The organism is Streptomyces sp. NPDC002835 (genome assembly GCF_053591995.1).
This window is the reverse complement of record NZ_JBSFUW010000010.1, coordinates 214,441-240,969: the sequence shown is the minus strand read 5'-3', so window position 1 is coordinate 240,969 and position 26,529 is coordinate 214,441. Positions and strand designations below refer to the sequence as shown.

Here is a 26,529-nt window from a genome sequence, read left to right as displayed (position 1 = left end):
GGGCTGGAGCTTGCCGGTCTCGTCGGGGCTCCGCCCCGAACCCCGCGCCGCAAACTCCCCCTACGGCCTGGCGGCCGTGGGAGGTGCCCCCGGCGAGGCTGATTTCGCGGAGCGAAATCCAGCCCGGCCGGCGATTGAGGGCACGGCCGAAGGCCGTACGGGGTCCGGGGCCTGCCCGCCACGCGGCGGAGCCGCAAATCGGTACAGCGGGAAGGTGGGGGTCCCCCCGCGGCCGCCAGGCCGCAGGGGGAGGGTAGGGGAACAGCCCGCCGCAGGCGCCACCCGCCCGCCCCCCGAACACGGACGGCGTCTTCCCGGACCGCCGCCCGTACCGGCCCGGTCGGAGCGCGCAGCGCGGTCGCGGCCGGCCGCCGCGCCCTCCGCCCGGGCCGTATCACGGACCACCCGCCCGCGCCGCGCCCACGCGGCAAGCCGCAGAAGGGGACCCCATGCTCGCCCACCTCATCCGTAACGCGACCGTCGTCGACGGCACCGGCGCCCCCGGGTTCGCGGGGGACGTCGGGATCGGGCCGGACGGCCGGATCGCCGTCGTCGCCGAGGCCGGGCACGGGCCACGCGCGGCGACCACGGAGGACGCCACCGGGCTCGTCCTCGCCCCCGGGTTCGTCGATCCGCACACCCACTACGACGCCCAGTTGTTCTGGGACCCGTACGCCACCCCGTCCCTGAACCACGGAGTGACGACCGTCGCCGCCGGCAACTGCGGCTTCACGCTCGCCCCTCTCAACCCGGACCGGCCCGGCGACGCCGACTACACGCGGCGGATGATGTCGAAGGTGGAGGGCATGTCCCTGGTCGCGCTCGAGGAGGGCGCGCCCTGGAACTGGCACACCTTCGGGGAGTATCTGGACGCCCTCGACGGCCGCACGGCCGTCAACGCGGGATTCATGGTGGGCCACTGCGCCCTGCGCCGGCATGTGATGGGCCCGGACGCGATCGGCGGGCGGCCGACGGAGGCGCAGCTCGGGCAGATGGTGGCGCTGCTGCACGACGCGATGGACGCCGGCGCCTGGGGGCTGTCGACGACCCGGTCGTCGACCCACTCCGACGGCGACGGCAGGCCCGTCGCCTCCCGGCACGCCCTGCCGGACGAGCTGCTCGCCCTGTCGCGGGCGGTCGGCGAGCACGAGGGGACGCAGCTGGAGGCGATCGTCGCGGGGTGTCTCGACCGGTTCGAGGACGACGAGATAGAGCTGCTGGTCGAGATGAGCGCCGCCGCGGGACGGCCGCTGAACTGGAACGTGCTCACCATCGACGCTGCCGTCCCCGAGCGCGTGCCCCGCCAGCTGCTGCCGTCCGAGCGGGCCCGTAAGGCCGGTGGCCGGGTCGTGGCGCTCACCATGCCGATCCTGACGCCGATGAACATGTCGCTGGGCACGTTCTGCGCCCTCAATCTGATCCCCGGCTGGGGCGAGATCCTGTCGCTCCCCGTACCGGAGCGGATCGCGAAGCTGCACGACCCGGCCGTGCGCGCCGAGATGCTGCGGCGGGCCGGCTCGAAGGAGGCCGGCGTCTTCCGCCGGCTCGCGGACTTCGGCCGTTACGTCATCGGGGACACGTACACCCGGGAGAACGCGGGCCTGACCGGCCGGGTCGTCCGCGACATCGCGGCCGAGCGGGGCCAGGACCCGTTCCAGTGCCTGGTCGAGATCTGCGCCAACGACGACCTGCGCACGGTCCTGTGGCCGATGCCCACCGACAACGACCCCGATTCGTGGGCGCTGCGCGCCGAGACGTGGCAGCACGAGGACGTGCTGCTCGGCGGCTCGGACGCCGGCGCGCACCTGGACCGGATGTGCGGCGCCCCGTACACGACCCGGTTCCTCGGCGACTGTCTGCGCGGCCGGAAGCTGGCCGGGCTGGAGGCGGCGGTGAAGATGCTGACCGACGACCCGGCGCGCCTCTTCGGTCTGCGCGACCGGGGCCGGATCGCCGAGGGCCACCACGCGGACCTCGTCCTCTTCGACCCGGAGCGGATCGACGCCGGCCCGGCGACGCTGGTGCACGATCTGCCGGGGAGGAGCCCGCGGCTGGACGCGAAGGCGGTCGGCGTCGTGTCGGTCCGCGTCAACGGCGTGGAGGCGATACGGGACGACGAGGTCACCGGCGCCGTACCGGGCAGGGTGCTCCGTTCCGGCCGGGACACGAGGACGGTGTCGACCCGGTGAAGGAGCGGCTGTTCATCGGCGGTGAGTGGGTCGAGCCGGACGAGGGCCACTACGAGGTGATCGACCCGGCCACGGAGCAGGTCGTCGGTATCGCCCCGGAGGCGAGCCGCGCCCAGGTCCTGGACGCGGCGGCCGCCGCCCGGGAGGCGTTCGCCGCCTGGTCCCGTACGAGGCCGGAGGAGCGCGCCGCGATCCTGGACCGGGCGGCGTCCCTCGTGCAGCGCGACCTGGAGGCGCACACGGAGCTGGCGCGCGCCGAGAGCGGCGCGACGACGGCGACCGCGCGCGCCATGCAGGTCGGGGTCGCCGCGGCGCGCTTCCGGCGCTACGCCAGGGGCGCGCTGGAGCCGGTCGAGCAGGCGCTGCCCCCGCAGGTCGCCGCGGCGGGCCCGATGGGGAAGGGCGGCGTCCTCGGGGCCGTCGCCGTACGCCGCCCGGTGGGCGTGGTCACCTGCGTCACCTCGTACAACAATCCGTGGGCCAACCCGGCGGGCAAGGTCGCGCCCGCGCTGGCGATGGGCAACACGGTGGTCGTGAAGCCGGCCCCGCAGGACCCGCTGTCCGTGTACCGGATGGCCGAGGCCCTTCAGGAGGCCGGCGCCCCGCCCGGCACGGTCAACGTGGTCACCGGCTCCGCGCCGGCCGTCGGGGAGGCGGCCGTGGCGTCGGGGGACGTCGACATGGTCAGCTTCACCGGCTCCACGGCGGTCGGGCAGCGGATCGCGGAGGTCTGTGGCCGTTCGATGAAGCGCCAGCTGATGGAGCTCGGCGGCAAGGGCGCGGCGCTGGTCTTCGACGACGCGGACCTCGGCGCGGCGGTGCGCGGGATCGGTACGACGTTCTCCTTCTACAGCGGCCAGATCTGTACGGCCCCGACCCGGGTGATCGCTCAGCGCGGGGTGTACGACCGGCTGGTCGAGAACCTCGCCGCCTACGCGCGCGCCCTGCGGATCGGTGACCCGGCCGCCCCCACGACGGTCGTCGGCCCGGTGATCTCGGCGGCGCACCGCGACCGGGTGGAGTCGTACGTCGAGCTGGGCCGCAAGGAGGGGGCGCGCCTGGTGACGGGCGGCGGGCGCCCCGCGTACGACAAGGGCTTCTATGTGGCTCCGGCCCTGTTCGCCGACTGCGCGAAGGACATGCGGATCGTGCGGGAGGAGATCTTCGGGCCGGTGGTGGTCGTCCTGCCCTTCGACGACGAGGACGAGGGCGTCGCGCTGGCGGGCGACAGCGACTACGGCCTCATCGACTACGTCTTCTCCGGCGACTCGGCCCGTGCCTTCCGGGTCGCCGGGCGGCTGCGGGCGGGCGGGGTGGGGGTGAACACGGTCGGCAGGAACATGGAGGCGCCGTTCGGCGGCTTCCGGCGCAGCGGCGTGGGCCGGGACGTCGGCTCGTACGCGATGCACGCGTACAGCGAGCTCCAGTCGGTGGTCTGGGCGGGCTGAGGGGCCGTTTGAGGGGCCGGCCGGCGGGCCCGTGCGGCGACTGTGCGGAAAATGAGACGGGAAAATTTGAAAACGGACAAAACGGACGTCGCTGCGGTTCTCGCATATCGGATAAGGGGGCCGTCGGCCTCGTGATGTACTGTCGATGGCGGTCGTACGGCTTGCAAGTAGGCGCGAGATGGCTGATCTTGCCTTGGAATCGAACTCTCGGCACCGTCCCGTTATCCGGACTTCGATCTTCCGGATGTGGAAACCGCAGCACCTAACGTCCTCCTCATGACTCAGCTCGATGCGCGGCCACAGGCCGGAGACACGGTACGGAGCGCCCCCGACGGGGGCGTCCGCACCAAGGGCCTCGGCGGTAACTCCGTCGGCCTGATGGGCGGAGCCGTCATCGGCGTCTCGACAGTCGCCCCCGTTTACTGCCTGACCTCCACCCTGGGCCCGACCGTCTCGGAAGTCGGGCTCCAGATGCCCGCGATCTTCCTGGCGGGCTTCCTGCCGATGCTGCTCGTGGCCTTCGCGTACCGCGAGCTCAACAAGGCCGTCCCGGACTGCGGCACCTCCTTCACCTGGTCGGTGAAGGCCTTCGGGCCCCGCATCGGCTGGATGTGCGGCTGGGGCCTGCTGGTGGCCACCGTCGTGGTCCTCTCCAACCTCGCCGGCGTCGCCACGTCGTTCTTCTGGCTCACCGCCGGGGAGATCACGGGCAGCGGCAGCGTCGCCGCCCTCGACGGCAACAAGGCCGTCCACATCCTCACCACGCTCGCGTTCATCGCGGTGGCCACGGCCATCAGCTACCGCGGCATCACCGCGACCAAGTGGGTCCAGTACGCCCTGGTCGGCCTCCAGCTCGCCGTCATCGTCGTCTTCGCGGCCATGGCCGTCATGAAGTCCGACGAGGTGGCCGGCTCCCTCGACTTCTCCCTGTCCTGGATGAACCCCTTCAGCGTCGAGTCCTTCTCCGCCTTCACCGCCGGGCTCTCGCTCTCGATCTTCATCTACTGGGGCTGGGACGCCTGCCTGTCCATCAACGAGGAGAGCGTCGGCAGCGCCCGCACCCCCGGCCGCTCCGCCATGCTCGCCATGGTCGTCATCGTCGCCTCGTACCTGATGGTCGCCATCGCCGTGCAGATGTACGCCGGGATCGGCGAGCAGGGCACCGGCCTCGGCAACCCGGACACCTCCGACAACGTGTTCGCCGTCCTGGCCGACCCGGTCATGGGCTCGGGGCTGGGCATCCTGCTCTTCACCGCGGTCCTCGCGTCCGCCGCGGCGAGCCTGCAGACCACCTTCATCCCGGTCGCCCGCACCGCTCTCGCGATGAGCGCGTACGACGCCATGCCGAAGGCGTTCGCCAAGGTCCACCCGCGCTTCAAGACCCCCGGTCTCGCGACCGTGGCCGCGGGCGTCGCCACCGGCGTCTTCTACACCGTGATGAGCCTGGTGAGCGAGAACGTCCTCGTCGACACCATCTACGCCCTCGGCCTGATGATCTGCTTCTACTACTCGATCACGGCCTTCGCCTGCGTCTGGTTCTTCCGCAACGAGCTGCGCCGGTCGACCGCCAACCTGTTCTTCAAGGGTGTGCTGCCCGGCGTCGGCGGCCTGATGCTCACCGCCGTCTTCGGCAAGACGCTCTTCGACATGTGGGACCCGGCGTACGGCTCCGGCTCCTCCGTCCTCGGCATGGGCTCGGTCTTCGTCATCGGCGTCGGACTGCTCCTGCTCGGCGTCGTCCTGATGATCGTGATGCAGCGCCGCAGCCCGGCGTTCTTCCGGGGCGAGGTCCTCACGAAGGAGACCCCGGCACTGGAACTGGCGGACTGATCGGCCCGGTGCCCGGCCTGTGGCGCGCGCCGTGCGCCGCAGGCCGGGCCTCCTGGCGACGCCGAATGTCCGACCCCGGCCCTACAGTCGCCCGTATGACCAAGCCCCTGATCCGTGCCACCGAAGCCGGCGGGAAGTCCGTCGACGACCCGTCGGACGTGGCCGTCCACGACCTGCTCGCCGAGATGAATCTGTCGCACCCGTTCGTGATCGTCGAGCGGACCGACAGGGAGCCGGTGGACCAGCACTTCATGCAGGTGTATCTGAACGACGACTTCAGTTATCAGGTCGAGTACCGCGAGGGCGGCGACCACCTGCACTTCGAGGCGCATGTGCCGTCCCAGGGCGACATCATCGGCCCGGAGCCGGTGGCCAGGGTCATCGGCGACTGGATGCGCGACGGCGGCACATGGCGTACGGCGCTGCCGTGGACCCCGCTCTTCCCGGTCGGCAGGGACCAGAGGTAGGACCGGGTTTCGGGGCCCGTGGCGATCGCAGGCAGTGGCCGGGGGGTCCGGGGCTCACGCCGCGCGTTCCGCCTCGCTCCGCTCCACGCAGAACTCGTTGCCCTCCAGGTCCGAGAGCGTCACCCAGCCCCTGCCGTCCGGGAGTCGGTGGTCGGCGACCAGGGTCGCCCCCAGCGCCAGCAGGCGCGCCACCTCCTCGTCACGGGTGCGGTCCGTCGGCACGACGTCCAGATGGATCCGGTTCTTCAGCGTCTTCGGCTCCGGGACGGTGACGAACAGCAGTGTCCCGCCCTTCGACTCGACCAGGGCCTCGGGGTCGCCGGGGGCGTCCTCTTCGGAGAGCTCGGCGTCCAGTACCGCGGCCCAGAACGTGCCCAGCCGGAAGGCGTCGGCGCAGTCGATCGTGATGTGGCGAACAAGTGATCCCATGGCCGGAGCGTAGGGGACCAACCGCACCGACCGCACCGGCTTTCCGGGCGCCGTGCGCGTCAACGCCCCAGAAACACCGGGTTGGTGAACGCCGCGAGCGGGCCCGGCAGCGGTGGCAGGACGGGCGCGTGCCGCACCTCGGCCCGTACGTAGCCCGCGTACTGCGCGGTCGTACGCCACTCCACCGTGCCGTTGCCGCTGCCCGGCAGCGCCGCCGTGTGCAGCACGCCCTGGTCGGTCACGAACCGGACCGTGCAGCCCGGGGCGCCCGTGACGTCGAGCCGTACCGTCACCGGGTCGTCGTCCGCCACGCGCAGCCGCTCCCCGATCCCGGCGTGCCCGCCGCGCCGGCCACCCGTCGCGGCGAAGGACAAGGGTGTCGAAGAAGGACAGGAGTGATGCCGGTTCGCAGTCGAACCCTGGTATTGAGCCGTGAACGGGCGGCCAAGGGAAGGGGGTCGGGGGACGACGCGGTCATGACCGGCGACGAGGGCCGTACGTACGGCATACGTTGAGCGCATGCGGATCTCGACGACCATCTTCCTCACCGACGAGACGATCGATCCGGTACGGCTCGCCCGCGAACTGGAACAGCGCGGCTTCGCCGGCCTCTTCCTCCCGGAGCACACGCACATCCCGGTGGAGCGCACCACCCCGTACGCCGCGGGCGGCGACCTCCCGCCCGAGTACGGCCGCACCCTGGACCCGTTCGTGGCCCTCGCGCAGGCCGCGACCGTCACCGAACGGCTCACCCTCGGCACGGGCATCACTCTCGTCGCCCAGCACGACCCGATCGTGCTGGCGAAGCAGGTCGCGACCCTGGACCACGTCTCCGGCGGGCGCTTCACGCTGGGCGTCGGCTTCGGCTGGAACGTGGAGGAGGCGGCCGACCACGGCGTCGACTGGGCCTCGCGCCGGGACCTCGTCCTCGACCGGATGCGCGTGATGCGCGCCCTGTGGTCCCCGGAACCGGCCGCGTACACGGGCGACTTCGCGTCCGTCCGCGCCTCCTACGCCCACCCGAAACCGGCCGGCGGCACCCCGCGCGTCCTGGTCGGCGGCGCGGCCGGCCCCAAGCTGTTCGCCCACATCACGGAGTACGCCGCCGGCTGGATGCCGATCGGCGGCCGCGGCCTCCAGGACTCCGTCCCGCTCCTCCGCACCGCCTGGGAAGAGGCGGGCCGCGACCCGAAGTCCCTCCAGATCGTCCCGTACGCGGTCCGGCCGTCAGCGGGGAAGCTGACGCACTACGCGGACCAGGGCATCGACGAGGTGGTGCTCCAACTCCCGCCGGGCGACAAGGCGGCGGTCCTGCGGGCGCTGGACGACTACGCGCAGTATCTGTAGCGGGACCGGTGTGCCGCGCGTCGCTGTGTCCCGCGGCAGCCGACGCCCGCTGCACGACCGAGGAGACCGTCCCCCTGGGTGACGGTCTCCGGGCGTCTGGTGGTCAGCCACCGTGCCTGGCACGAAACCACCACACGACGACCGCGACCACCGAGGTCCCCGCCCCGTAGGACACGCCGCGCAGGAACTGGTGCGCCACGATGCCGCGGCGTCGCGCCGACCAGGACGCCATGCGGCGCATCCGGTCACCGGCCGCTCGGGCCGGGCGGGACAGCTGACGTGTGAGATCAGGAAGCTTCACTGTGTGACTCCTTGGCGTGAACGGACACATGTGTCCTGACCGAATCCGCAGGTGGACGTAGTGCGTCGGGCGGGGAGTCGGTGAGGAAGGCACATGGACAGGGTGCCGATCACAGCCCGGCCGGAGCCAGGACAGATGTCCCTTCTGCGCCACGGAGGCCCGGCCTCGGCGGCGCGTGTTCCTAGGGGTATTCGACCCGGACGGCCTCGTCCAGGAAGAACTGCCAGTTGCTCGCGACATAGCGGACCAGGTCGACGAAGGGCGTGCGGCTCTCCACCAGTCCGACGTCGAATTCCCTGAGGCCCTCGTACATTTCGGGAATGAGCCTGCCGACCGTCCGCGGGGCGTAGCCGGTCAGCCGTCCGATCTCCTCCCGGGCGGCCGCGCCCAGGGCGACGGCCCGCCAGATGGCTCTCTTGTTCTCCTCGCGCAGCAGGATGCCGCTGGTGGTGCGGGCGTTGTCGGCCGGCAGGTAGGGATTGAGGACCGGGTCGACGTACGGGCGCCCGAGGGCGGCTTCCCGCACGGTCCTCTCCAGGACGTCCAGTCGTCCGGTTCCCGGGCTCTTGGAGCAGTAGCTGCGTACGCCGAGGTTCTGATAGGCGTACAGGAGATGGAGCCGCCTGTTGGCCTCGCCGGACGTCCAGACCACCGTCGGGATCGCGGGTGTGCGGGCGTGGAGAGTGCGGATCGCGGTCAGTCCGCTGATCAGCAGGGTGTCGCGCCGGACCGAGAGCCGTCCGGACAGCCTGAGGGTGTCGAAGGCTCTGTTCAGGTGCTCATAGAGCAGATCGACGATGGCCACGTCGAAACGCTCGGTGGCCAGGAGGGCGTCCAGGTTGAGCGGGTCGTGCACGGTGACGACCGTGTGACCGTACTCGCGGTCGAGTTCCCTGCTCACGGCGCCCGCGAGGAGGTCGGAGTCCTCCACGAGGAGGATCCGTAATCCCTGTTTCATGTTGTCGCCTTCTTGGTGCGCAGTGGGATGTTCAGTCGCATGACCGTGCCGGTCCGGTCGGTGTGGGCATGTGCGGTCAGTTCGCCGCCGAGGGCTCTGGCGGCTCCGCGGAGGTGGTTCAGGCTGCGCGCCTCGTCGTCCAGGACGCCCTCGGGAAGTCCCGGTCCGTCGTCGGCGACTTCTACCGAGATCAGACCGCGGCTGATGTCGCAGGCGATGTCGACGGCCGTCGCACCGTGCTTGGCCGAGTTGGACAGCAGGTCGCCCAGGGCACGCCCGACGAGGATGGCGATCGGCCGGGCCACGGAGGCGGGCCCGACGCGCGGGGTGGAGCCAATGCGCAGTACTCCGGAGAACGTGCGGACGCGTTCGCTGAGCAGTGCCGCCAGGGGCACCTGGTCTCGCGTCAGGAGCAGTTCCACGCGGTAGTTGCTGACCGCCTGCTCGAGTTCGTTGAGCTTCTCCTGGACCCGGGGCGGGTCGTCGACGTCGGCGCGGATGGATGCGATGCCCGACTTCACGTGGGAGTGGAGGAAGTCGAAGAACTCGCCGAAGTTCTGCTGCTGGACCTCTATCTGCTTCTCCGCGGCGGCCACGCACATTTTGCTGATCGCCATGCCGAGGATGTAGCCGACGGACAGCCACATGGCCGATATCCCGGCCGACAGGACATGCGGTCCGCGGACAACGCCGTTGTTGGCGTACACCAGCAGCAGGAAGATCAGGAAGTAGCCGGTGAGCGCCGCCCATTCGACGACGCGCCGCCGGCGGACGACGTCCGGCGGCGGCCAGGGGTAGTAGGCGAGGAAGAGCCACATCGGAGCGGAGTAGTTGCATCCGGGCACGCACAGGATCGAGCTGCCGTACGCCCCCGGTTCCGACATGCCCATGAGGAGGCCGTTCATGAGCAGGGCCTGCGCGGGGTACGCCAGGGCCCACCGGCCGCCGCGGGCGAGCGGGCCGTATCCGACGAAGAAGAGCGGAGCGAGCCCCAGGTGGGCCACTGCCAGGATCGCCACGACCGTATTGCCGTTTCCCCGGTACGAATCGAAGATCGAGCTGACGAACAAGGTCATCGACTGGAACACGGGTCCGGACCATTCGAGGTTGCCGACCATGTACTTGATGGTTGTGCTGGTCAGTTGCTCGCGGTCCGCCAGACGACGGATCTCTGCGTCGGTAACCAAAGCACCGCCCCGGACGTGACAGCCGCTCTTCGCGGTCGTACCAGCTGATCCGGCCCGACCGGGTCGGTTCCGACGATGCTGGCACACCGGTGTCCGGCAAGGAGGGACAACTGTCCTTTCGTCCCGGCACGTTCCCCGGTCACGCTGACGAAGCCGCGCCAGGCACGGCTCGACCCGGCCCGAGCTCGGCACCGTGATCGGCAACAGATTCCGGAGTGCTGATGGAACGCATGCTCGACACCTCGCTTCGTACCGCGGTCACCGGACCGTCCGGCCCCCGCCTGGTCAACTACTCCAGGTTTCTGCGCAACCCGGCCCGCTACCTCCTGCGGCACATCGCGCCGCTGGCCGGCGAAGGTTTCGTTCCCCTCAGCGGTCGCAACGGTGCTCTCGTGGTCGGCCGCGGCCAGGAAGCGGTGAAGAGGTTCTTCACCGACACCGAGACCTTCCCCCGGGCCGACGGGGGCATCTTCTCCCTGCCCGCGGGACAGGTGTGGTCCGGCATGTTCGAGACGGTCCTCACCGCCAACGGAGCCGACCACCGCCGACGCCGCAAACTGACCGCCCCCGCGTTCCACGGCAGTCTGATGGAGACCTACCGCGCCGTCTTCACGGACACGTTCGCCACGTCCCAATTCGCCGACCCCGAGGCAGGCACGTTCGATCTGGTGACGGAGTGCCGTCGCATCGCGCGGGTCAACATGCTCGTCTGCCTGCTGGGCGTGCTCCCCACCCCTGAGAACCTGCGGCTGGCCGGCGATGTCACCAGGCTGCTGAACTCCATGTTCAACCCCGCCGTGATCCTGTTCCGGTCGTTCAGACCGTGGACACCCTACGGACGTTGGGCAGGCCGGGTCGAGCGCACCTACCTGGCCCTGGCCGGCCTCATCGAGCGTCGGCGGCTCGAGCCGCCGTCGCGGGACGCACTGTCGATGCTGTGCCACACGGTCGACGAGACGGGTGACCGCCTCACCACCGCCGAGATCGCCGGCGAGCTCCACGGCCTGTTCGCGGCCGGCTACGAGACGACGGCGAGCGCCATGATCTGGTCGACGCTGACGTCCATGAGCCGGCCGGACCTCGTGCCCCACGGCCTGGAGGCCGTCGTCAAGGAGACACAACGGATACTGCCGCCGGTGGCCATCTCGCTCCCGCGCCGGGCACGCAGCGACGTCCGCCTGGGCGACTCGAACGGTGCATCCGCGAACACGGGCGCACCTGCGAACACCGTGGCGTTCGTCTCGCCCTTGCTGGAGCACCGCAACCCGGAGGTCTTCACCGATCCCGACCGTTTCGTCCCGGAGCGCTGGGCAGGTGTCCGGCCCTCGCCGTATGCCTTCCTGCCCTTCGGGCTCGGGAAGCGGCGCTGCCCCGGTGCGGGCTTCGCGGACCTGCAGGTGCAGACGACCCTCGCACTGATCTTCGAACAGTCCGGATGGGCCATGCCGGCCACACGGATCGGCTTTCGCACCGAGAGCGGCATCATCCTGATGCCCGACCGCCCCCTGCCCGTACGACGCAGCCGCGGCCAGGGGCTGGGGCCGATCACCGGCCCGCTCACGATGCTCTGGCGGCCGGCCGGGTGACGGACCCGTGCGGCAGGACGCAAGGGGGCGGTCTCGGCCACGCGGGCGGGGCCGGGCGGGGTCGGCCGGGGCCGCTCGTATGCTCGACGCATGACCGATCACCAGGGCGGACCCAGTTCAGTACGGCCCACCGAGAACGCGATGCGGCGTGCGCTGAAGCGGGCCAGGGACGGGGTCGCGCTCGATGTGGCGGAGGCCGCGGTGCTGTTGCAGGCGCGGGGCGCGGACCTGGAGGACCTGACGGCGTCCGCCGCGCGTGTGCGGGACGCGGGGCTCGAGGCCGCGGGGCGCGCCGGGGTGATCACGTACTCGAAGAGCGTGTTCGTGCCGCTCACCCGACTGTGTCGGGACAAGTGCCACTACTGCACCTTCGCGACCGTCCCGGGCAAGCTGCGCCGGGCCGGTCATGGGATGTTCATGTCGCCGGACGAGGTGCTGGAGATCGCCCGGCGCGGCGCCGAGACGGGCTGCAAGGAAGCGCTGATCACGCTCGGCGACAAGCCGGAGGACCGCTGGCCGGAGGCCCGTGAGTGGCTGGACTCGCACGGGTACGACGACACGATCGCGTATGTGCGGGCCATGTCGATCCGGATCCTGGAGGAGACCGGGCTGCTGCCCCACCTCAACCCGGGGGTCATGTCCTGGACGGACTTCCAGCGGCTGAAGCCCGTCGCGCCGTCCATGGGCATGATGCTGGAGACGACCGCGACCCGGCTGTGGTCGGAGCCGGGCGGCCCGCACCACGGCTCGCCCGACAAGGAACCGGCCGTGCGGCTGCGGGTGCTGGAGGACGCGGGGCGCAGCTCCGTGCCGTTCACGAGCGGGCTGCTGATCGGGATCGGGGAGACGTACGAGGAGCGGGCCGAGTCGCTGTTCGCGCTGCGCCGCGTCTCCCGCGCCTACCACGGCATCCAGGAGCTGATCCTGCAGAACTTCCGCGCCAAGCCGGACACGGCCATGCGCGGTATGCCGGACGCCGAGGTGGACGAGCTGGTCGCCACCGTCGCCGTCGCCCGGCACATCATGGGGCCCTCCGCGTGCCTCCAGGCCCCGCCGAACCTGGTCGACGCCGAGTACGCCCGGCTCATCCGCGCCGGGATCGACGACTGGGGCGGCGTGTCGCCGCTGACCCCCGACCACGTCAACCCCGAGCGGCCGTGGCCGCAGATCGACGAGCTCGCGGCGCGGTCCGCCGCCGAGGGGTTCGAGCTGCGCGAACGGCTCTGCGTGTACCCGGAGTTCGTACGGCGCGGCGAGCCGTGGCTCGACCCGCGGCTGGTCCCGCACGTCCGGGCGCTGGCCGACGAGGAGACCGGTCTCGCGAAGAGCGACGCCCTCCCCGCGGGGCTGCCGTGGCAGGAGCCCGACGAGGGCTTCACCGCCACCGGCCGCACGGATCTGCACCGGACCATCGACACCGACGGCCGCACCCATGACCGCCGCGACGACTTCGACCACGTCTACGGGGACTGGGACGCGCTGCGGGAGGCCGCCGTGCCCGGCATGGTGCCGCAGCGCATCGACACGGACGTGAGGTCCGCACTGGCCACGGCCGCCGACGACCCGACCAGGCTGACGGACGACGAGGCGCTGGCCCTGCTGCACGCCGACGGCCCCGCCCTGGACGCGCTGACCCGGATCGCCGACGAGCTGCGCCGCGACGTCGTCGGCGACGACGTGACGTACATCGTCACGCGGAACATCAACTTCACCAACGTCTGCTACACCGGCTGCCGTTTCTGCGCCTTCGCCCAGCGGCGTACGGACGCAGACGCCTACACGCTGTCGCTCGGTCAGGTCGCGGACCGGGCGGAGCAGGCGTGGGACGTCGGCGCGGTCGAGGTGTGCATGCAGGGCGGCATCCACCCCGACCTGCCGGGCACCGCGTACTTCGACATCGCGCGGGCCGTCAAGGAGCGGGTGCCGGGCATGCATGTGCACGCCTTCTCGCCGATGGAGGTCGTCAACGGGGCCAGCCGTACCAACATGTCCGTCCGCGAGTGGCTGACGGCGGCCAAGGAGGCCGGGCTGGACTCGATTCCCGGCACCGCCGCGGAGATCCTCGACGACGAGGTCCGCTGGATCCTCACCAAGGGCAAGCTGCCCACCGCCGACTGGATCGAGGTGGTGAGGACCGCGCACGAGCTGGGCATCCGGTCCTCGTCCACGATGATGTACGGGCATGTGGACCAGCCCCGGCACTGGCTCGGCCACTTCCGCACCCTCGCCCGGATCCAGCAGGAGACCGGTGGCTTCACCGAGTTCGTGACGCTCCCCTTCATCCACACCAACGCGCCCGTCTATCTGGCGGGCATCGCCCGGCCGGGCCCGACCGTCCGCGACAACAGGGCGGTCACCGCGATGGCCCGCCTGCTCCTCCACCCGCACATCACCAACATCCAGACGAGCTGGGTCAAGCTCGGCGCGGAGGGCGCGGCGGAGATGCTCCGCTCCGGGGCGAACGACCTCGGCGGCACGCTGATGGAGGAGACCATCTCCCGGATGGCGGGCTCCGGTTACGGCTCGTACCGCTCCGTCCGCGACCTCACCGCGATCGCCGAGGCGGCCGGGCGTCCGGCGAAGCCGCGTACGACCCTGTACGGCGAGGTCCCGGCCGACCGGCAGCGGGCGGCGAGCGCGTCCGACGGGCATCTGCCGGAACTGCTGCCGCTGCTGCCGGAGTGACCCGCGTGGTCGAACGGCTGCGTGCCCGGCGCGGACGAATCAGGCGGTAGGCGGCAGCGGCTCACGTCCGGCGACATACCCGTCCTTACCCCGCGAGGTGACGGACGGGGCCGCCGAGCGCCCCTGAAGCCGCCACGGCCGTTCGATTACAGTGCTGCGCCGGGCAGTGTTCGTGCGACGACGTCGGGGGGAGGAGCGCGGTGAGCGCAGCAGCCGCAGGAGTGTGGGGCCGTGCCGAGCAGCAGGACTTCCGTGCGAGGGTGCGCGGGGCGCTGCTCGGGGGCGCCGTCGGCGACGCGCTCGGCGCCGGGGTCGGCGGACTCACCCTGGACGAGATCCGCGCCGCCCACGGGCCGGACGGGCTGACCGACCTCACGCCGCTCAACGGCCGCCGGGGCGCGGTCACGGCCGCCACGCAGCTCACGCTCTTCACCGTCGACGGGCTGATCCGGGCGCAGGTCCGGCGCGACACCGGGGCCTGGCATCCGCCGACCGATGTGCACCGCGCGTATCTGCGGTGGGCGGCGACCCAGCGCGACTGGGGGCCCGACGAGCGCCGCAAGGACAACGGCTGGCTCGCCCGCGAGGAGTGGCTCTACAGCCGGCGCAACCCCTCGCCCGACACGCTCACCGGTCTCGCCGACGACAGCATGGGCACCTTGCAGGCCCCGAAGAACCCGGCGGCGCGGGACGCGGGGGCGCTGGTGCGTTCGGCGCCGTTCGGCCTGCTGGTGGGCTGGGAGCCGCAGCTGGTGTGCCAGCTCGCCGTCGAGTGCGCGGCGCAGACGCACGGGCATCCGACCGCGTATCTGTCGGCGGGCGCGTTCGCCGTCATTGTGCACGGGCTGGCCCGCGGGGAGACGCTGGACGGCTCGGTGCAGCGGGCGCTGGTGCAGCTGGCCTCCCGGCCGGGGCACCAGCCCGTGACGGACGCGCTCAAGCAGGCGCTCGGAGCCGTACGGCAGGGCATCCCGAGCCCGGCGCGGGTGGCCTCCCTCGGCGAGGGCCACGTCGCGGAGGACGCCCTCGCCGTCGCCGTCTACTGCGCCCTCGTCGGCGAGGACATCCGGCACGGGCTGCGGCTGGCCGTCAACCACGACGGCCCGTCCGAGGCGACGGGCGCGGTCTGCGGCGCGCTGCTGGGGGTGCTGCACGGGGAGACGGCGCTGCCGCCGGCGTGGCTGTGCGAGCTGGAGGGGCGTCCGACGCTGCTGGAGATCGCGGACGACTTCGCGATGGAGATGACCCAGGGGCCGGCGCTGCACAGCCCGACGGCGACGGCCCCGGGCTGGCTGCAGCGGTATCCGCGCGGGGCGGCGGAGCTGACGTAAAGCCCGAGGGGCGGGCGGCCGTCCCGCAGGCCGGACGACCGCCCGCGCCCGGCCCCCCGGGCCCCGCGTCAGCTGCCCGTGGTCTCCCGGGCGGGCGGGGCCGGGACCACGGCCGCCGCGCCGAAGTCGCCGGTGTCGTCGCCGTTGATCTTCGCCAGGACCTCGTCGCGCTCCGGGGTGTCCTCCGGCTTGATCCAGCCGACCACCACGTAGAGGACGAGCGACACCACGAGCGGCACGGACACCTGGTACTGCAGCGGCACCCCGCCCTCGACGGCCCAGTGGACCGGGTAGTTGACCAGCCAGAAGGTGACCAGGCCGACGCCCCAGCTGAGCAGCGCCGCGGTGGGCCCGCTCTTGCGGAACCAGGGCAGCAGGCCCAGCATCAACGGGATCGCGATCGGACCCATCAGGCCCGCCACCCACTTGATGACGACGGTGATGATGTCGCCGAAGAACGGCGAGTTGACCTGGGTCGCGATCGCCATCGACAGGCCGAGGAAGAGCAGCGTGGTCCAGCGGGCGGCGAGCAGCCCCAGCCGGGTGTCCCACTCGCGGGCCTTGCGGGACAGCGCGGGCATGATGTCGCGGGTGACGACCGCGGCGATGGCGTTGGCGTCGGAGGAGCACATGGCCATCGTGTGGGAGAAGAAGCCGACGATGACCAGGCCCAGCAGACCGTGCGGCAGCAGCTGCTCCGCCATCAGCGCGTAGCTGTCGGAGGGGGTGTCGGTGTCGATGAGCAGCGGGGCGACCCACATCGGGAAGAACAGCACGGCCGGCCAGACCAGCCACAGCACCGCGGACAGGACCCCGGAGCGCCGCGCGGACTCGGCGGAGTCGGTGGCCATGTAGCGCTGCGCCTGGTTCCACATGCCGCCGTTGTACTCGAAGGTCTTGATGAAGAGGTACGCGACCAGGAACACCATCATGTACGGGCCGGCCAGCGGCTCCGCGTGACCGGCGAGTTCGGGCTCGTCCCACACGGTCCACAGGCTGCTGAAGCCGCCCAGTTCGGCCATGACGGCGACGAGCATCGCGATGCCGGCGACGAACTGGATGATGAACTGGCCGAGTTCGGTGAGGGCGTCGGCCCACAGCCCGCCGACGGTGCAGTAGACGGCGGTGACGGCGCCGGTGATCAGGATGCCCATGTTGAGGGAGACGCCGGTGAAGACGGAGAGAAGCGTGGCGATGGCAGCCCACTTCGCGCCGACGTCGACGATCTTCAGCAGGACGCCGGACCAGGCGAGCGCCTGCTGAGTGGGCAGGTTGTAGCGGTTCTTGAGGTATTCGAGCGGTGAGGCGACGTGCAGCCGCGACCGCACCCGGTTGAGCCGCGGCGCGAAGAGCTTGGCGCCGATCGCGATGCCGATCGCGATGGGGAAGGACCAGGTGACGTACGAGGTGACGCCGTAGGTGTAGGCGATGGCCGCGTATCCGGTGAACATCACCGCGCTGTAGCCCGACATGTGGTGGGAGATGCCGGACAGCCACCAGGGCATCCTGCCGCCGGCGGTGAAGAAGTCGCTGACGTTCTCGACCCGCTTGTGGGACCAGACGCCGATCGCGACCATCACACCGAAGTAGCCGATGAGCACGGCCCAGTCGAGACTGTTCATGTCCCCTCCAGGGGATCCGGGTGGTCGGTCCGTATGATGAACGCGGTTCATGTTCCGGCCCGACGGGGCGACAGAACAACGCGTTTGCAGGTCAAGGCGGAGTAAAATTGTTCTGTCAGTTGACCCTGATTCAGATACATGACCGCCCGAAAGGCAGGAAAACGGCCGCGCCGGACGAGTGCCGGTGCGGCCGTGTCGCGTCGGGAGCGCCTGTCACCTCATGAGCTCACCCGCGTTGACGAGAAGCGACTGACCCGTGATCGCGCGGGCGCGGTCGGAGGCGAGGAACACGGCCGCCTCGGCCACGTCCCGGTCCGTGGCGAGTTCCGGCAGCGCCATCCGCCGCGTGAGCCGGCCGAGCACCTCGTCCTCCGGCGCCCCCTCGGCGCGGGCGGCGGACCGCACGTACGCCTGCACCGGCGGGCCCCACATCCAGCCCGGCAGCACGGTGTTCACCCGGATCCGGTCGGGGCCGAGCTCCCGCGCCAGGGAGTACATCGCCGACGTGAGCGCGCCCTTGGACGCCGCGTAGGCCGCCTGCCGCACCTGTGAGGGCGCGGCCACCGCCGACTGCGTGCCGATGAAGACCACCGAGCCGCCGCGCTCCCTGAGTGCCGGCAGGCAGGCGCGCGTCATCCTCAGCGTGCCGAGCAGATTGATGTCCAGGACGCCCTGCCAGACCGCGAAGTCCGCGTCCTGGAGGCCCCCGAAGCAGCGGTCCGAGGCGGCGACGTGCACCACCGCGTCGATGCGCCCGAAGCGCGCCAGCGCGAGCGCCGCCAGGGCCTCGCACTGCGCCTCGTCGGTGATGTCGGCGACCCGGTACGCGGTGCGCGCGCCACCGGGGTCGACCGCGTGGGCCGATTCGGCCAGTCGCGCCTCCGTACGCGCGCCCAGCACGGCGTTGCCCCCGTCCTCGACGACCGCCGCCGCGACCTGGTGCCCGAGCCCGGCGCCGACGCCGGACACGATGACGGTTCTGCCCTGGAGCAGCATCCGGCGCCTCCCGAGGCTGGCGGATTACCTGACGGAGCGTCAGAGTAGGTCCGTCCGGCGGAGGAGGGAAGGGGAGCACCGTGAGCGAGGACACGCGCAGCGAGGTGTACGCGGAGCTGGCGGCCGTCGGCCCGTACGGGGTGCGCCCCGGCCACGCGCTGATCACGATGGTGGAGCCGCATCCGGGCCACGAGTACGCGTACAACCGCTGGTACGAGGACGACCACTACTACGCGGGCGCCATGGCGATGCCCTGGATCAGCGCCGGACGCCGCTGGGTGGCCACCCGGGACCTCCAACTGCTGCGCTATCCGGCCACGTCGGCGGTGGCGCAGCCGGTGACCGCCGGGTGCTACCTCTCGGTCTACTGGATCACCGAGGGCCGCTACGACGACCATATGAAGTGGACGGTCGCCATCAACAGGCGCCTGGGCCGTGACGGCCGGGTCCACCAGCGGCGGACCCATGTCTTCACGGCCTTCCAGGACCACGAGGCCACCGTCTACCGCGACGGCGCGGCCGGCCCGCGCGACCACCACGCGCTGGACCATCCGTACGCCGGCCTGGTGGTGGAGGTCATCGACGCCGACGGGCCCGAGCGGCGGGCCGAACTGCTGGAGTGGCTGCGGGCGAAGCACCTGCCGGGGAGGCTGGCGGGCTCGTGCGCGGCGATGGTGACCGTCTTCCGGCCGACCCCGCTGCCGGGCGACCGGATGACCTATGTGAAGCAGGTCGAGGGTGTCGACACCCGGCTGACGCTGCTGTGGTTCCTCGAACAGGACCCGAGGGAACGGTGGGACGACACGTTCACGGGGCTGGACACGGCCGTCGGGGAGGCGGGGCTGGGGCGGGTGCAACTGGTGGCGCCCTTCGTGCCGACCGTGCCGGGGACCGACCGGTACGTCGACCGGCTGCGGTGACGCGGGGAGGCGGCCGGTCGCGGGGAGGCGCGGGGGCGGCCCGGTCGCGGGGGCATGGCCGAGCCCCCTCGGCCGGGACGGCGAACCAGTCGAGAGGGCCCTCGTGTCGTCGAACGTGCTGCGGCGGTGGCGCGCTCAGCCGAGCTGGAACGCGCCGTCGCCCACTTCGTTCACGAACGCGTTCCACGAGTCGGGAACGAAGGTGATCGTCGGTCCCGCGGGGACTTTGGAGTCCCGTACGGAAACCGCCTGGACGATGGGGGACCTGACCTCGATGCATGCGCCGTTTCCGGTGGAGTACGAGGACTTCGTCCAGGTCTCCGTCGCGCCCTGAAGGATTGCCATGTTCGCTCCGCTTCCGGCAAGTGATGTGATCCGAGCCAGCGTTCTTGCTGGCTTGATCGACGCTACTCGCCAAGTGCGGAGCCCGAGGCGGGCGTTCACTCGACCGGATGGCTTATGCCATGCGACTCTTCCGCCGCAGGGTGCCTCTGGTGTACCTTCCCGCCCACACAGTCAGGCCAGGTCTCCCTGGGCGTACACCTTGGCGATTTCGGCGATGAACTGCCGGGTCTGGTCCACGTTCAGCGCCTGGGCGCGCAGATGCTCGTACATGACGCTGTACTTCTGCACGTCGTTGGCCTTCTCCAGATACAGGTCGCTCGTCACGCCCTCGATGTAGACGACGCTCGAATCGGACGCGTCGGGGAACTCGAGGATCGCGTACTGCCCGTTGATGCCCGGGTGCGCGCCCATCTCGAACGGCAGCACCTGCACGGTGACATGGGGCTGGTGCGACAACTCCACCAAGTGCTCGAGCTGCTCACGCATCAGCTGCTTGTCGCCCACCTGCCTGCGCAGCGCCGCCTCGTCGATGACCACCCACAGCCGCAAGGGATGGTCGGTGTCCCTGATCCGCTCCTGGCGGCGCAGCCGGACGCTGACGCGCTTCTCGATGTCGTTCGTCCCGCTCTCCGGCAGCGCACCGGTGATCAGCGCCTCCGCGTACGGCCGCGTCTGCAGCAGGCCGGGGACGACCTGCGGCTCGTACACCCGCAGACTGGCCGCGTCGGTCTCCAGCCCGATGTAGACGCTGTACGGGATGTCGCCGAAGGCGTGCCACCAGCCCTGCTGGCGGGAGTCCTTCGCCATCTGCATCAGCGAATCGACGATCCGGTGGTCCTCGACCTCGTACACCCCGCACAGATCGCGGACGTCGCGCTGGCTGATGGAGCGACGGCCGTTCTCGAGGCGGCTGATCTTCGACTGGGAGACCAGCAGGCGGTCCGCCACCTCCTCGGCCGTCATGCCTTTCATCTCCCGGAGCCGGCGCAGCTCCTGCCCCAATCGGCGTCTCCTGACGGTGGGATTGACGTTGGACGCCACGGAAACTGCACCTCCGGCTGGGTAGCTGTGCGTATCTACTGCTGAGCAGATTGCCACCAATGGTGGTCGCCGCGCTGCGAAATGGCCACACACGCGAACGAGGCGGCTGCGCCGGGTGGCGGCCGCGCGGCTGCGGAGGCGGGCCCGTGGGCGCGGCAGCACGCGCGAACGCGCGGGGCAGCGTGTGCTGCCCCGCGCGTTCGTGTCGCGGCTCCCGGACCGGCCCGTAGGGGGACGACGGCGCGGCGGTGGTGCGGTTGTGGTGCTCGCACGGCGGTGACGCCGTGGTCCTGCGGCGGTGCCGTGCTGCTTCGGTGCTGCTTCGGTGCGGTGCTGCTTTCGCCGGTACCGCGCTCAGTGCGCGGCGACGCGTGCGGCCATGCTGCTGCTGCCGCGCCGCGGCTGCATCGGTACCGGACCCGGCTGGCGGCCACTTGGGGCCGTCGGCTGGTTGCGGCGCGGCTGGGCGGCCGCACCGTTCTGGACGTCCATCACCGCGTGCGCGACGAGGCCGCCCATGGGGTCGTGCCTGATGAGGTCCCGCAGACGGGACCGCGAGGAACGCCCTTCGTTGCCCGGGTACAGGTGCTTGCCGAGTCCGACCGCGTGGGCCAGTGCGGCGAGCGCCGCGGTCCGCGGGTCCGGCGGTACACCGGTGCGGATCGCACTGTCCAGCCGGGCCCTGATGTCCCGGCTGATAGCCGTCTCCGTCGCCTGGTAGCGAGTCGTCGGCAGCACTCCGCACATCTGGCCCGCCACGGCATGCACCATGCCGCACCGCTCCAGATGCGAGAGGTAAATCTGGCGCAGCCCCAGTCGGGGCCCGCCGATCCAGTGGACGGCCCGGACCGGGCTGCCGCGTCTGCGCAGCAGTTCCAGTGCGGAGTCCAAGGTCGGATCTCCGGTCGGCCGTGGCATCACCACGGCGATACGATCCCCGTCTGGGGCTATCCGTCCTGCCAGAGCCAGCTCTACTAGCTGTGCCCCGGCCAGGCCGAGGTCGAGCGACTGCGGCTGCGCTGTGGTACCCGTTGCCGGGTCCAGAGCGAGCAGCAGAAGCTCCTCCGGAAGTGTTCTGCGGCTCCTGCCCATCCATGCCTCCCCGCGTGGATGAATGACAGGGTGACCCCTCTCACATTGGTCTGTCGAGAGCACCTGGGTGCTTTGTTAGGGAACCGATAGGTATGTCGTTCTCGTCTAGCACCGGAGCCAAGCGCTCACACAGGACACTGGTAGATGGTTCGGACACGATGGACCGGCGGCCTGCCGCCGGTTCGCGGCGTTCGTGAAGACATACGCATGGCGCGTGGCACATGACTCATGGAGGAGGCACGGTGGCGGGCGAGTCCCCCGACAAGTCGGAGCAGCGGAGGTCGTCGGGGGAGACGGCTCGGGAGGGGCGCGACCCGCGTCTCACGGTGTTCCGCCAGGCCGAGCACGAGTCCGGTTCCGGCCACGACACCCCCTCCGAGTCCTCGTCCTCGTCGGACGACGACGCCGCCCCCTCGGGCAATGACACGCGACTGCGCGCGGCGGTTGCGGCATGGGTGGCGACGGCGGACGACGACGCGCCGGGCGGGGAGTCTGCCGACGGGGCCGCGGAGGGGTCCGCGCCGGACGCGGAAGACGCCGGGGACGCCGGGGAACGCCGGCCCGAGGCGGCCGCTGCGGATACGGGCGACGCGGACGCCGACGCGGACGCCGACGCGGACGTGACCCCGGAGCGCGGCGGGGCCGGTGCGGACGACGCCGACGACGCGGGCGACGGCCCTGAGGGCGACCGGGACGCCGATGCCGACGTGGCCGCTGACACGTGCGACGCGGAGCCCGACGACGCAGAGGAGCCCGCCCCCACGGCCACGGAGGACGCCACCAGGGCCCCCGACAGCCCGGCCCCGGCCTCCGGCGCCGTACGGGGTGCGGAGAAGCCCACGCCCGCCCCTGCGCCGGCCGACGAGCCGTCGGACGGCGACTCCAGGTCCGCAGCCGCCGACGACGCCGACGACACCGCTGACGACACCGCCGCCGCCGCCGCAGCCGCCGACGACGACGCCGACGACGACCCGGCGGAAGAGGCCGAAGAAGGCCCCGCGGACGGCGACGCCCCGACCCCCGCTCCCGTTTCCTCGAGCAGTGCGGATGCAAAGAGCGAAGGCCGCGTCGATCAGCCGACGACGGTGTTCAAGGCCCTGCGGCGGCCGCCCGTGGACCAGCCCACCACCGCGCTCAAGATGCCCTCGCTCCCCGCGAAGGCCAAGCCGCAGCCGCGCCCCGAGCCCGAGTTCGAGGCCGACGCCGAGCGCACCAGCACCTTCGTACCGCTGCGCCGGGACGACGTACGCCCCGCGCCGGCCATGACCGCCGGCCCCGCCGCGCCCGCGAGGCCCCTGCCGGCCGCGGTGGAGCCCGCCGCGTCCCTCGGTGAGGCCGAGCGGACGCGGCAGCAGCCGATGCCGCCGCTCGACCTGCTCGCCGAGCTGACGAACACCCCGCCGCCGCCCCCGACGCCGGTCCGCACGGCCGTCCGGCGGGTCAAGATCTGGACGCCGCTCGTCCTGCTCCTGCTGATCGTCTTCGCGGTCGTACAGCTTGTGCGGCCGCTGCCGGAGCCGACCCTCGCGCTGACCGCCGAGGAGTCGTACACCTTCGAGGGCGGCGGGCTGAAGCTCCCGTGGCCCTCGGAGGGCCAGGGCGCGGTGGAGGTCGTCGGCGTCGGCAGCATGGGTACGTACGGGGCCCAGAAGCCCGCGCCCATCGCGAGCGTCGCCAAGACGATGACGGCGTACGTGATCCTCAGGGACCACCCGCTCACGGGCAAGCAGGTCGGCCCGAAGATCACCGTCGACAAGCAGGCAGAGGAGGAGTCGAAGGCGACGAGCGAGTCGACGGCTCCGATCAAGGAGGGGCAGCAGTTCACGGAGAGGCAGATGCTGCAGCTGCTGATGATCCCCTCGGGGAACAACGCGGCCCGTCTGCTGGCCCGCTGGGACGCCGGTTCCGAGGAGGCGTTCCTCAAGAAGATGAACGACGCCGCCAAGGACCTCGGCATGACGAACAGCACCTACACCGACCCGAGCGGTCTCAAGTCGAGCACCGTCTCCACCCCGATGGACCAGATCAAGCTGGGCAAGGCGGTCATGGAGAACGACGTGTTCCGGGAGATCGTGAACATGACTCAGGCGGAGATCCCGGGCATCGACGGAACGATCCGCAACAACAACGACCGCGCCCTGCTGATGGACGGCGTCGGCGGTATCAAGACCGGCTCCTCCACCCCGGCCGGCGGCAACCTGCTCTGGTCCGCCAACGCCCTCGTGGACGGCGAGATCCGCCGGATCATCGGGATAGTGATGGGCGCGCAGGACGCTCCCCAGCTCTGGCAGAAGCTGGAGAAGGCGATCGACTACAGCATCGCCCTGATCCCGCCGGCCCAGGAGGCCGTCTCCTCCGCCACGGTCGTCAAGAAGGGCGATGTCGTCGGCCACGTCGACGACGGCCTCGGCGGCCGCACCGAGGTCGTCGCCACCAAGGACCTGAAGGCCGTCGGCTGGTCGGGGCTCGACGTGAAGATCGAGATCGCCCCGAACGGCAACGCGATCCCGCACTCCGCGAGGGCGGGCACGGTCGTCGGCCAGGTGTCCGTGGGTGAGGGCGTGGGCAAGGTCAGCGCACCCGTCGCCCTGAAGCAGGACCTCAGCGAGCCGGGTCTCGGAGCCAAGATCACCCGCATCGGCTGACCGGCGCGGGCGTCCCGGGAGGCCGGGGCGCCCGCGTGCTAGCGTCCCGGGGCAACTCAGGGTGCCCTGACGGCGTCTTGTTACATGCACAAGGGGGCGCGGACAGGCGCGGCCGGGCCGGGGGACGTCGGCGGACAGCAGAAAAAGGACGGGGAGAGCCGCAGTGACCACCGCTGAGCCGAAACGGGCGGACGGCAGCAGCAGCACCGGCGCCGACAGCGTCAGCGGCACCGGTCCGCGTGTCCTGCTCCCCGCGCAGCCGTCACCATCGTCGCCACCGTCCGTGCCGTCCTCGCGGACGCCGCCCGCGCCGAGGCCGTCACCCACCCCCTCGCCGGACCGGGCGGCCGCCGCCCTTTCCCGGCTCACTGCCGTCCGCGACCGTCTCGCCCGCCACCCCGTCGCCCTCGCGACGGCCGTCGCCGCGCTCGTCCACCTGCTCTGGTTCTTCTTCTTCGCAAACAGCGGCGGGGACATCGCGGCCCAGGACGCCTGGGCCGAGTTCGTCGGCCGCCATCCCGACTCGGCGTACAACCTGGCCTGGTACGGCGGGATGCACCCCGTCTCGTACAGCGTGGTCTCCCCGTACGTGATGTCGCTCATCGGCGTACGGACGACCATGATGCTCGCGGGCACGGTGTCGGCCGCCCTGACGGCGCTGATGCTGGTGCGGGTGCGGGCCGTGCGGAATCCGGTGGCCTGCTCGCTCGTCGGGGCCTTCGCGTTCCTGTGCAACGCGCTGTCCGGCCGGGTCACCTTCGGTCTCGGCATGATGTTCGCGCTCGGCGCGGTCGGCGCCGTCTTCTGCTGGCCGCACCACCTGCGGCACAACCGCTGGGCGAAGGCGGCCGTGGCCGCGCCGCTCGCCGGGCTCGCCACCGCGGCCAGCCCGGTCGCCGGCCTGTTCCTCGGCGTGGTCGCCGCCGCGCTGTTCCTGAACGGCCGCCGCCCCGGCGCGTACGCCGTCGGCCTCACGCCGGTGCTGGTCGTCGCCCTGTCCGCCTGGCTGTTCCCGTTCTCCGGCACCCAGCCCATGTCGGTCCTGTCGACGTCGCTCCCCTTCCTCTTCGGGGTCCTCGTCTTCTTCCTCGTCCCGAAGGACTGGCGCACGGTGCGCACGGGCGCGGCGGTGTACGCGGTGGGCACGCTGCTGACCTGGGCGTTCGACTCGCAGATCGGGTCCAACGTGTCACGGCTGCCGATGCTCTTCGCCGGGGTCGTGCTGCTCGCCGCCCTGCCGTACACGGTGCCGCGCTCGCGCAAGTGGTACGCCGTCGTCCTCGCGGTCCTCGGCCTCAACGTCTGGATCGGCTACAAGGGCGTGGACGACATCGTCCGTACCGCCCCGACGGCGTCCTGGACCCGTGAACTCGCGCCGCTCGTGGACCGGCTCCAGCAGGTCGGCGCAGAGCGGGGCCGGGTCGAGGTCGTCCCGGCGAGCAGCCACCGCGAGGCGTCGGCGCTGGCGCCGTACGTCAACCTGGCCCGCGGCTGGAACCGGCAGGCCGACATGAAGCGCAACCCGATCTTCTACGACGAGGACACCCCCCTCACCTCGGCGAGCTACCACACCTGGCTGCACCGCTGGGCCGTCCACTACGTGGTGCTGCCGACGGGCGCACCCGACTCCAGCGGAGCCCAGCAGGAGGCGGAGCTCGTACGGGCCGGCCAGCCCTATCTGACCCGCGTCTGGGGCGACGCCAACTGGCAGCTCTTCGCGGTGAAGAGCCCGACGCGGATGGCGGACCCGCCGGCGACCGTGGACCACGCGGGCGCCGGGGAGATGACCATCCGGGTGCGGAACGCGGGCCGGGTGCTGATCCGCGTCCCGTACTCGCCGTGGCTCAGCCTCGTCGACACGGACGGCCAAGGTGTGGAGGGGCCGTACGAGACGCCGGAGTCGCAGGCGCGGGAGGACGGGCCGAAGGAGTACGTCAACCCCAACGGCTGTCTGCTGAAGGCGGAGGAGGACTCCCAGGGCGACGAGTGGACGGAGCTGCTCGCCCCCCGGCCGGGCACCTACCGGCTCGCCGCGCCGTACCAGCTTCCGCGCGGCACACCGTGTCCTGACGAACTCCGTTAGATCGTTCGCGCCTTACCGCGGTTAACC

General features: G+C 71.4%; 19 protein-coding genes and 2 pseudogenes. 11 read left to right on the top strand and 10 right to left on the bottom strand.

From position 1 onward, the window contains the following. The first annotated feature begins 449 nt into the window (after window positions 1-449). From ACWD01_RS14355 to ACWD01_RS14340, 4 genes are all read left to right on the top strand, one after another. A complete protein-coding gene (locus tag ACWD01_RS14355) occupies window positions 450-2,189 on the top strand; it encodes an N-acyl-D-amino-acid deacylase family protein (RefSeq protein ID WP_451161510.1) in 1,740 nt (579 codons plus the stop codon). Next, on the top strand, window positions 2,186-3,637 hold the full coding sequence (locus ACWD01_RS14350; RefSeq protein ID WP_451161508.1) for an aldehyde dehydrogenase family protein: 1,452 nt from the start codon (window positions 2,186-2,188) through the stop codon (window positions 3,635-3,637). The genes ACWD01_RS14355 and ACWD01_RS14350 overlap by 4 nt, the downstream gene beginning before the upstream one ends. A gap of 276 nt (window positions 3,638-3,913) precedes the next feature. Next, window positions 3,914-5,467 (top strand): APC family permease, encoded by a 1,554-nt coding sequence (locus ACWD01_RS14345; protein WP_451161506.1) that lies wholly within the window; start codon window positions 3,914-3,916, stop codon window positions 5,465-5,467. 95 nt (window positions 5,468-5,562) lie between these two features. Beyond that, window positions 5,563-5,934: a hypothetical protein gene (locus ACWD01_RS14340; protein WP_451161504.1), complete on the top strand. Its 372-nt coding sequence runs from the start codon at window positions 5,563-5,565 to the stop codon at window positions 5,932-5,934. Between the two features lie 57 nt (window positions 5,935-5,991). On the opposite strand, the pseudogene ACWD01_RS14335 reads toward ACWD01_RS14340, so the two are convergent. Next, window positions 5,992-6,363: pseudogene (locus ACWD01_RS14335) on the bottom strand (VOC family protein); the annotation flags it as partial. A gap of 59 nt (window positions 6,364-6,422) precedes the next feature. Next, window positions 6,423-6,737, bottom strand: a pseudogene (locus tag ACWD01_RS14330) (CehA/McbA family metallohydrolase); the annotation flags it as partial. A 145-nt stretch (window positions 6,738-6,882) separates the two neighbouring features. On the opposite strand from ACWD01_RS14330, the gene ACWD01_RS14325 reads away from it, so the two are divergent. Then, entirely contained in the window at window positions 6,883-7,710 is an 828-nt protein-coding gene (locus ACWD01_RS14325) for an LLM class F420-dependent oxidoreductase (RefSeq protein ID WP_451161502.1), read from the top strand. A gap of 103 nt (window positions 7,711-7,813) precedes the next feature. Here ACWD01_RS14325 and ACWD01_RS14320 read toward each other — a convergent pair whose 3' ends face one another. The 3 genes from ACWD01_RS14320 to ACWD01_RS14310 form a co-directional block, all read right to left on the bottom strand. Continuing rightward, a complete protein-coding gene (locus ACWD01_RS14320; RefSeq protein ID WP_451161500.1) occupies window positions 7,814-8,011 on the bottom strand; it encodes a hypothetical protein in 198 nt (65 codons plus the stop codon). Window positions 8,012-8,192: 181 nt separating this feature from the next. Continuing rightward, the gene (locus ACWD01_RS14315) at window positions 8,193-8,969 is read right to left on the bottom strand and encodes a hypothetical protein (protein WP_451161498.1); all 777 of its coding nucleotides are present in this window, start codon (window positions 8,967-8,969) and stop codon (window positions 8,193-8,195) included. Beyond that, window positions 8,966-10,156: a sensor histidine kinase gene (locus ACWD01_RS14310; RefSeq protein WP_451161496.1), complete on the bottom strand. Its 1,191-nt coding sequence runs from the start codon at window positions 10,154-10,156 to the stop codon at window positions 8,966-8,968. Before ACWD01_RS14310 ends, ACWD01_RS14315 begins: the two co-directional genes overlap by 4 nt. 221 nt (window positions 10,157-10,377) lie before the next feature. Here ACWD01_RS14310 and ACWD01_RS14305 point away from each other — a divergent pair, with 221 nt between their 5' ends. The 3 genes from ACWD01_RS14305 (at window position 10,378) to ACWD01_RS14295 (ending at window position 15,758) form a co-directional block, all read left to right on the top strand. Beyond that, on the top strand, window positions 10,378-11,742 hold the full coding sequence (locus tag ACWD01_RS14305; protein ID WP_451161494.1) for a cytochrome P450: 1,365 nt from the start codon (window positions 10,378-10,380) through the stop codon (window positions 11,740-11,742). A 90-nt stretch (window positions 11,743-11,832) separates the two neighbouring features. After that, on the top strand, window positions 11,833-14,427 hold the full coding sequence (locus tag ACWD01_RS14300) for a bifunctional FO biosynthesis protein CofGH (RefSeq protein WP_451161492.1): 2,595 nt from the start codon (window positions 11,833-11,835) through the stop codon (window positions 14,425-14,427). Between the two features lie 200 nt (window positions 14,428-14,627). Further along, on the top strand, window positions 14,628-15,758 hold the full coding sequence (locus tag ACWD01_RS14295) for an ADP-ribosylglycohydrolase family protein (RefSeq protein WP_451161490.1): 1,131 nt from the start codon (window positions 14,628-14,630) through the stop codon (window positions 15,756-15,758). Between the two features lie 68 nt (window positions 15,759-15,826). Here the strand turns inward: ACWD01_RS14295 and ACWD01_RS14290 are convergent, their stop codons facing one another. Both ACWD01_RS14290 and ACWD01_RS14285 read right to left on the bottom strand, forming a co-directional pair. Next, the gene (locus ACWD01_RS14290; protein ID WP_451161488.1) at window positions 15,827-17,380 is read right to left on the bottom strand and encodes a sodium:solute symporter family protein; all 1,554 of its coding nucleotides are present in this window, start codon (window positions 17,378-17,380) and stop codon (window positions 15,827-15,829) included. A gap of 213 nt (window positions 17,381-17,593) precedes the next feature. After that, window positions 17,594-18,376, bottom strand: coding sequence for an SDR family oxidoreductase (locus ACWD01_RS14285; RefSeq protein WP_451161486.1), 783 nt, complete (start codon window positions 18,374-18,376; stop codon window positions 17,594-17,596). Window positions 18,377-18,456: 80 nt separating this feature from the next. Here ACWD01_RS14285 and ACWD01_RS14280 point away from each other — a divergent pair, with 80 nt between their 5' ends. After that, window positions 18,457-19,296: a hypothetical protein gene (locus tag ACWD01_RS14280; RefSeq protein WP_451161484.1), complete on the top strand. Its 840-nt coding sequence runs from the start codon at window positions 18,457-18,459 to the stop codon at window positions 19,294-19,296. 135 nt (window positions 19,297-19,431) lie between these two features. Here the strand turns inward: ACWD01_RS14280 and ACWD01_RS14275 are convergent, their stop codons facing one another. The 3 genes from ACWD01_RS14275 to ACWD01_RS14265 all read right to left on the bottom strand — a co-directional run bounded on the left by ACWD01_RS14275 (window position 19,432) and on the right by ACWD01_RS14265 (window position 21,774). Beyond that, window positions 19,432-19,641 (bottom strand): DUF397 domain-containing protein, encoded by a 210-nt coding sequence (locus tag ACWD01_RS14275; RefSeq protein ID WP_356899236.1) that lies wholly within the window; start codon window positions 19,639-19,641, stop codon window positions 19,432-19,434. A gap of 171 nt (window positions 19,642-19,812) precedes the next feature. Further along, window positions 19,813-20,682: a helix-turn-helix domain-containing protein gene (locus ACWD01_RS14270; RefSeq protein ID WP_451161481.1), complete on the bottom strand. Its 870-nt coding sequence runs from the start codon at window positions 20,680-20,682 to the stop codon at window positions 19,813-19,815. Between the two features lie 354 nt (window positions 20,683-21,036). Continuing rightward, window positions 21,037-21,774, bottom strand: a complete 738-nt coding sequence (locus tag ACWD01_RS14265) for a GOLPH3/VPS74 family protein (protein WP_451161479.1) — start codon at window positions 21,772-21,774, stop codon at window positions 21,037-21,039. 221 nt (window positions 21,775-21,995) lie between these two features. Here ACWD01_RS14265 and ACWD01_RS14260 point away from each other — a divergent pair, with 221 nt between their 5' ends. Together ACWD01_RS14260 and ACWD01_RS14255 are read left to right on the top strand one after the other, a co-directional pair. Continuing rightward, window positions 21,996-24,419: a serine hydrolase gene (locus ACWD01_RS14260; protein ID WP_451161477.1), complete on the top strand. Its 2,424-nt coding sequence runs from the start codon at window positions 21,996-21,998 to the stop codon at window positions 24,417-24,419. 163 nt (window positions 24,420-24,582) lie between these two features. Then, complete coding sequence (locus ACWD01_RS14255) at window positions 24,583-26,502, top strand: MFS transporter (protein ID WP_451161475.1); 1,920 nt, start codon at window positions 24,583-24,585, stop codon at window positions 26,500-26,502. Window positions 26,503-26,529 lie beyond the last annotated feature (27 nt).

What these genes read in the sequence shown, in the direction of transcription:
- ACWD01_RS14290 (WP_451161488.1), bottom strand. Translation starts at nt 17,380, where the DNA reads ATGAACAGTCTCGACTGGGCCGTGCTCATCGGCTACTTCGGTGTGATG.
- ACWD01_RS14315 (WP_451161498.1), bottom strand. Translation starts at nt 8,969, where the DNA reads ATGAAACAGGGATTACGGATCCTCCTCGTGGAGGACTCCGACCTCCTC.
- ACWD01_RS14265 (WP_451161479.1), bottom strand. Translation starts at nt 21,774, where the DNA reads ATGGGCAGGAGCCGCAGAACACTTCCGGAGGAGCTTCTGCTGCTCGCT.
- ACWD01_RS14325 (WP_451161502.1), top strand. Translation starts at nt 6,883, where the DNA reads ATGCGGATCTCGACGACCATCTTCCTCACCGACGAGACGATCGATCCG.
- ACWD01_RS14345 (WP_451161506.1), top strand. Translation starts at nt 3,914, where the DNA reads ATGACTCAGCTCGATGCGCGGCCACAGGCCGGAGACACGGTACGGAGC.
- ACWD01_RS14355 (WP_451161510.1), top strand. Translation starts at nt 450, where the DNA reads ATGCTCGCCCACCTCATCCGTAACGCGACCGTCGTCGACGGCACCGGC.
- ACWD01_RS14300 (WP_451161492.1), top strand. Translation starts at nt 11,833, where the DNA reads ATGACCGATCACCAGGGCGGACCCAGTTCAGTACGGCCCACCGAGAAC.
- ACWD01_RS14340 (WP_451161504.1), top strand. Translation starts at nt 5,563, where the DNA reads ATGACCAAGCCCCTGATCCGTGCCACCGAAGCCGGCGGGAAGTCCGTC.
- ACWD01_RS14305 (WP_451161494.1), top strand. Translation starts at nt 10,378, where the DNA reads ATGGAACGCATGCTCGACACCTCGCTTCGTACCGCGGTCACCGGACCG.
- ACWD01_RS14285 (WP_451161486.1), bottom strand. Translation starts at nt 18,376, where the DNA reads ATGCTGCTCCAGGGCAGAACCGTCATCGTGTCCGGCGTCGGCGCCGGG.
- ACWD01_RS14260 (WP_451161477.1), top strand. Translation starts at nt 21,996, where the DNA reads ATGACTCATGGAGGAGGCACGGTGGCGGGCGAGTCCCCCGACAAGTCG.
- ACWD01_RS14275 (WP_356899236.1), bottom strand. Translation starts at nt 19,641, where the DNA reads ATGGCAATCCTTCAGGGCGCGACGGAGACCTGGACGAAGTCCTCGTAC.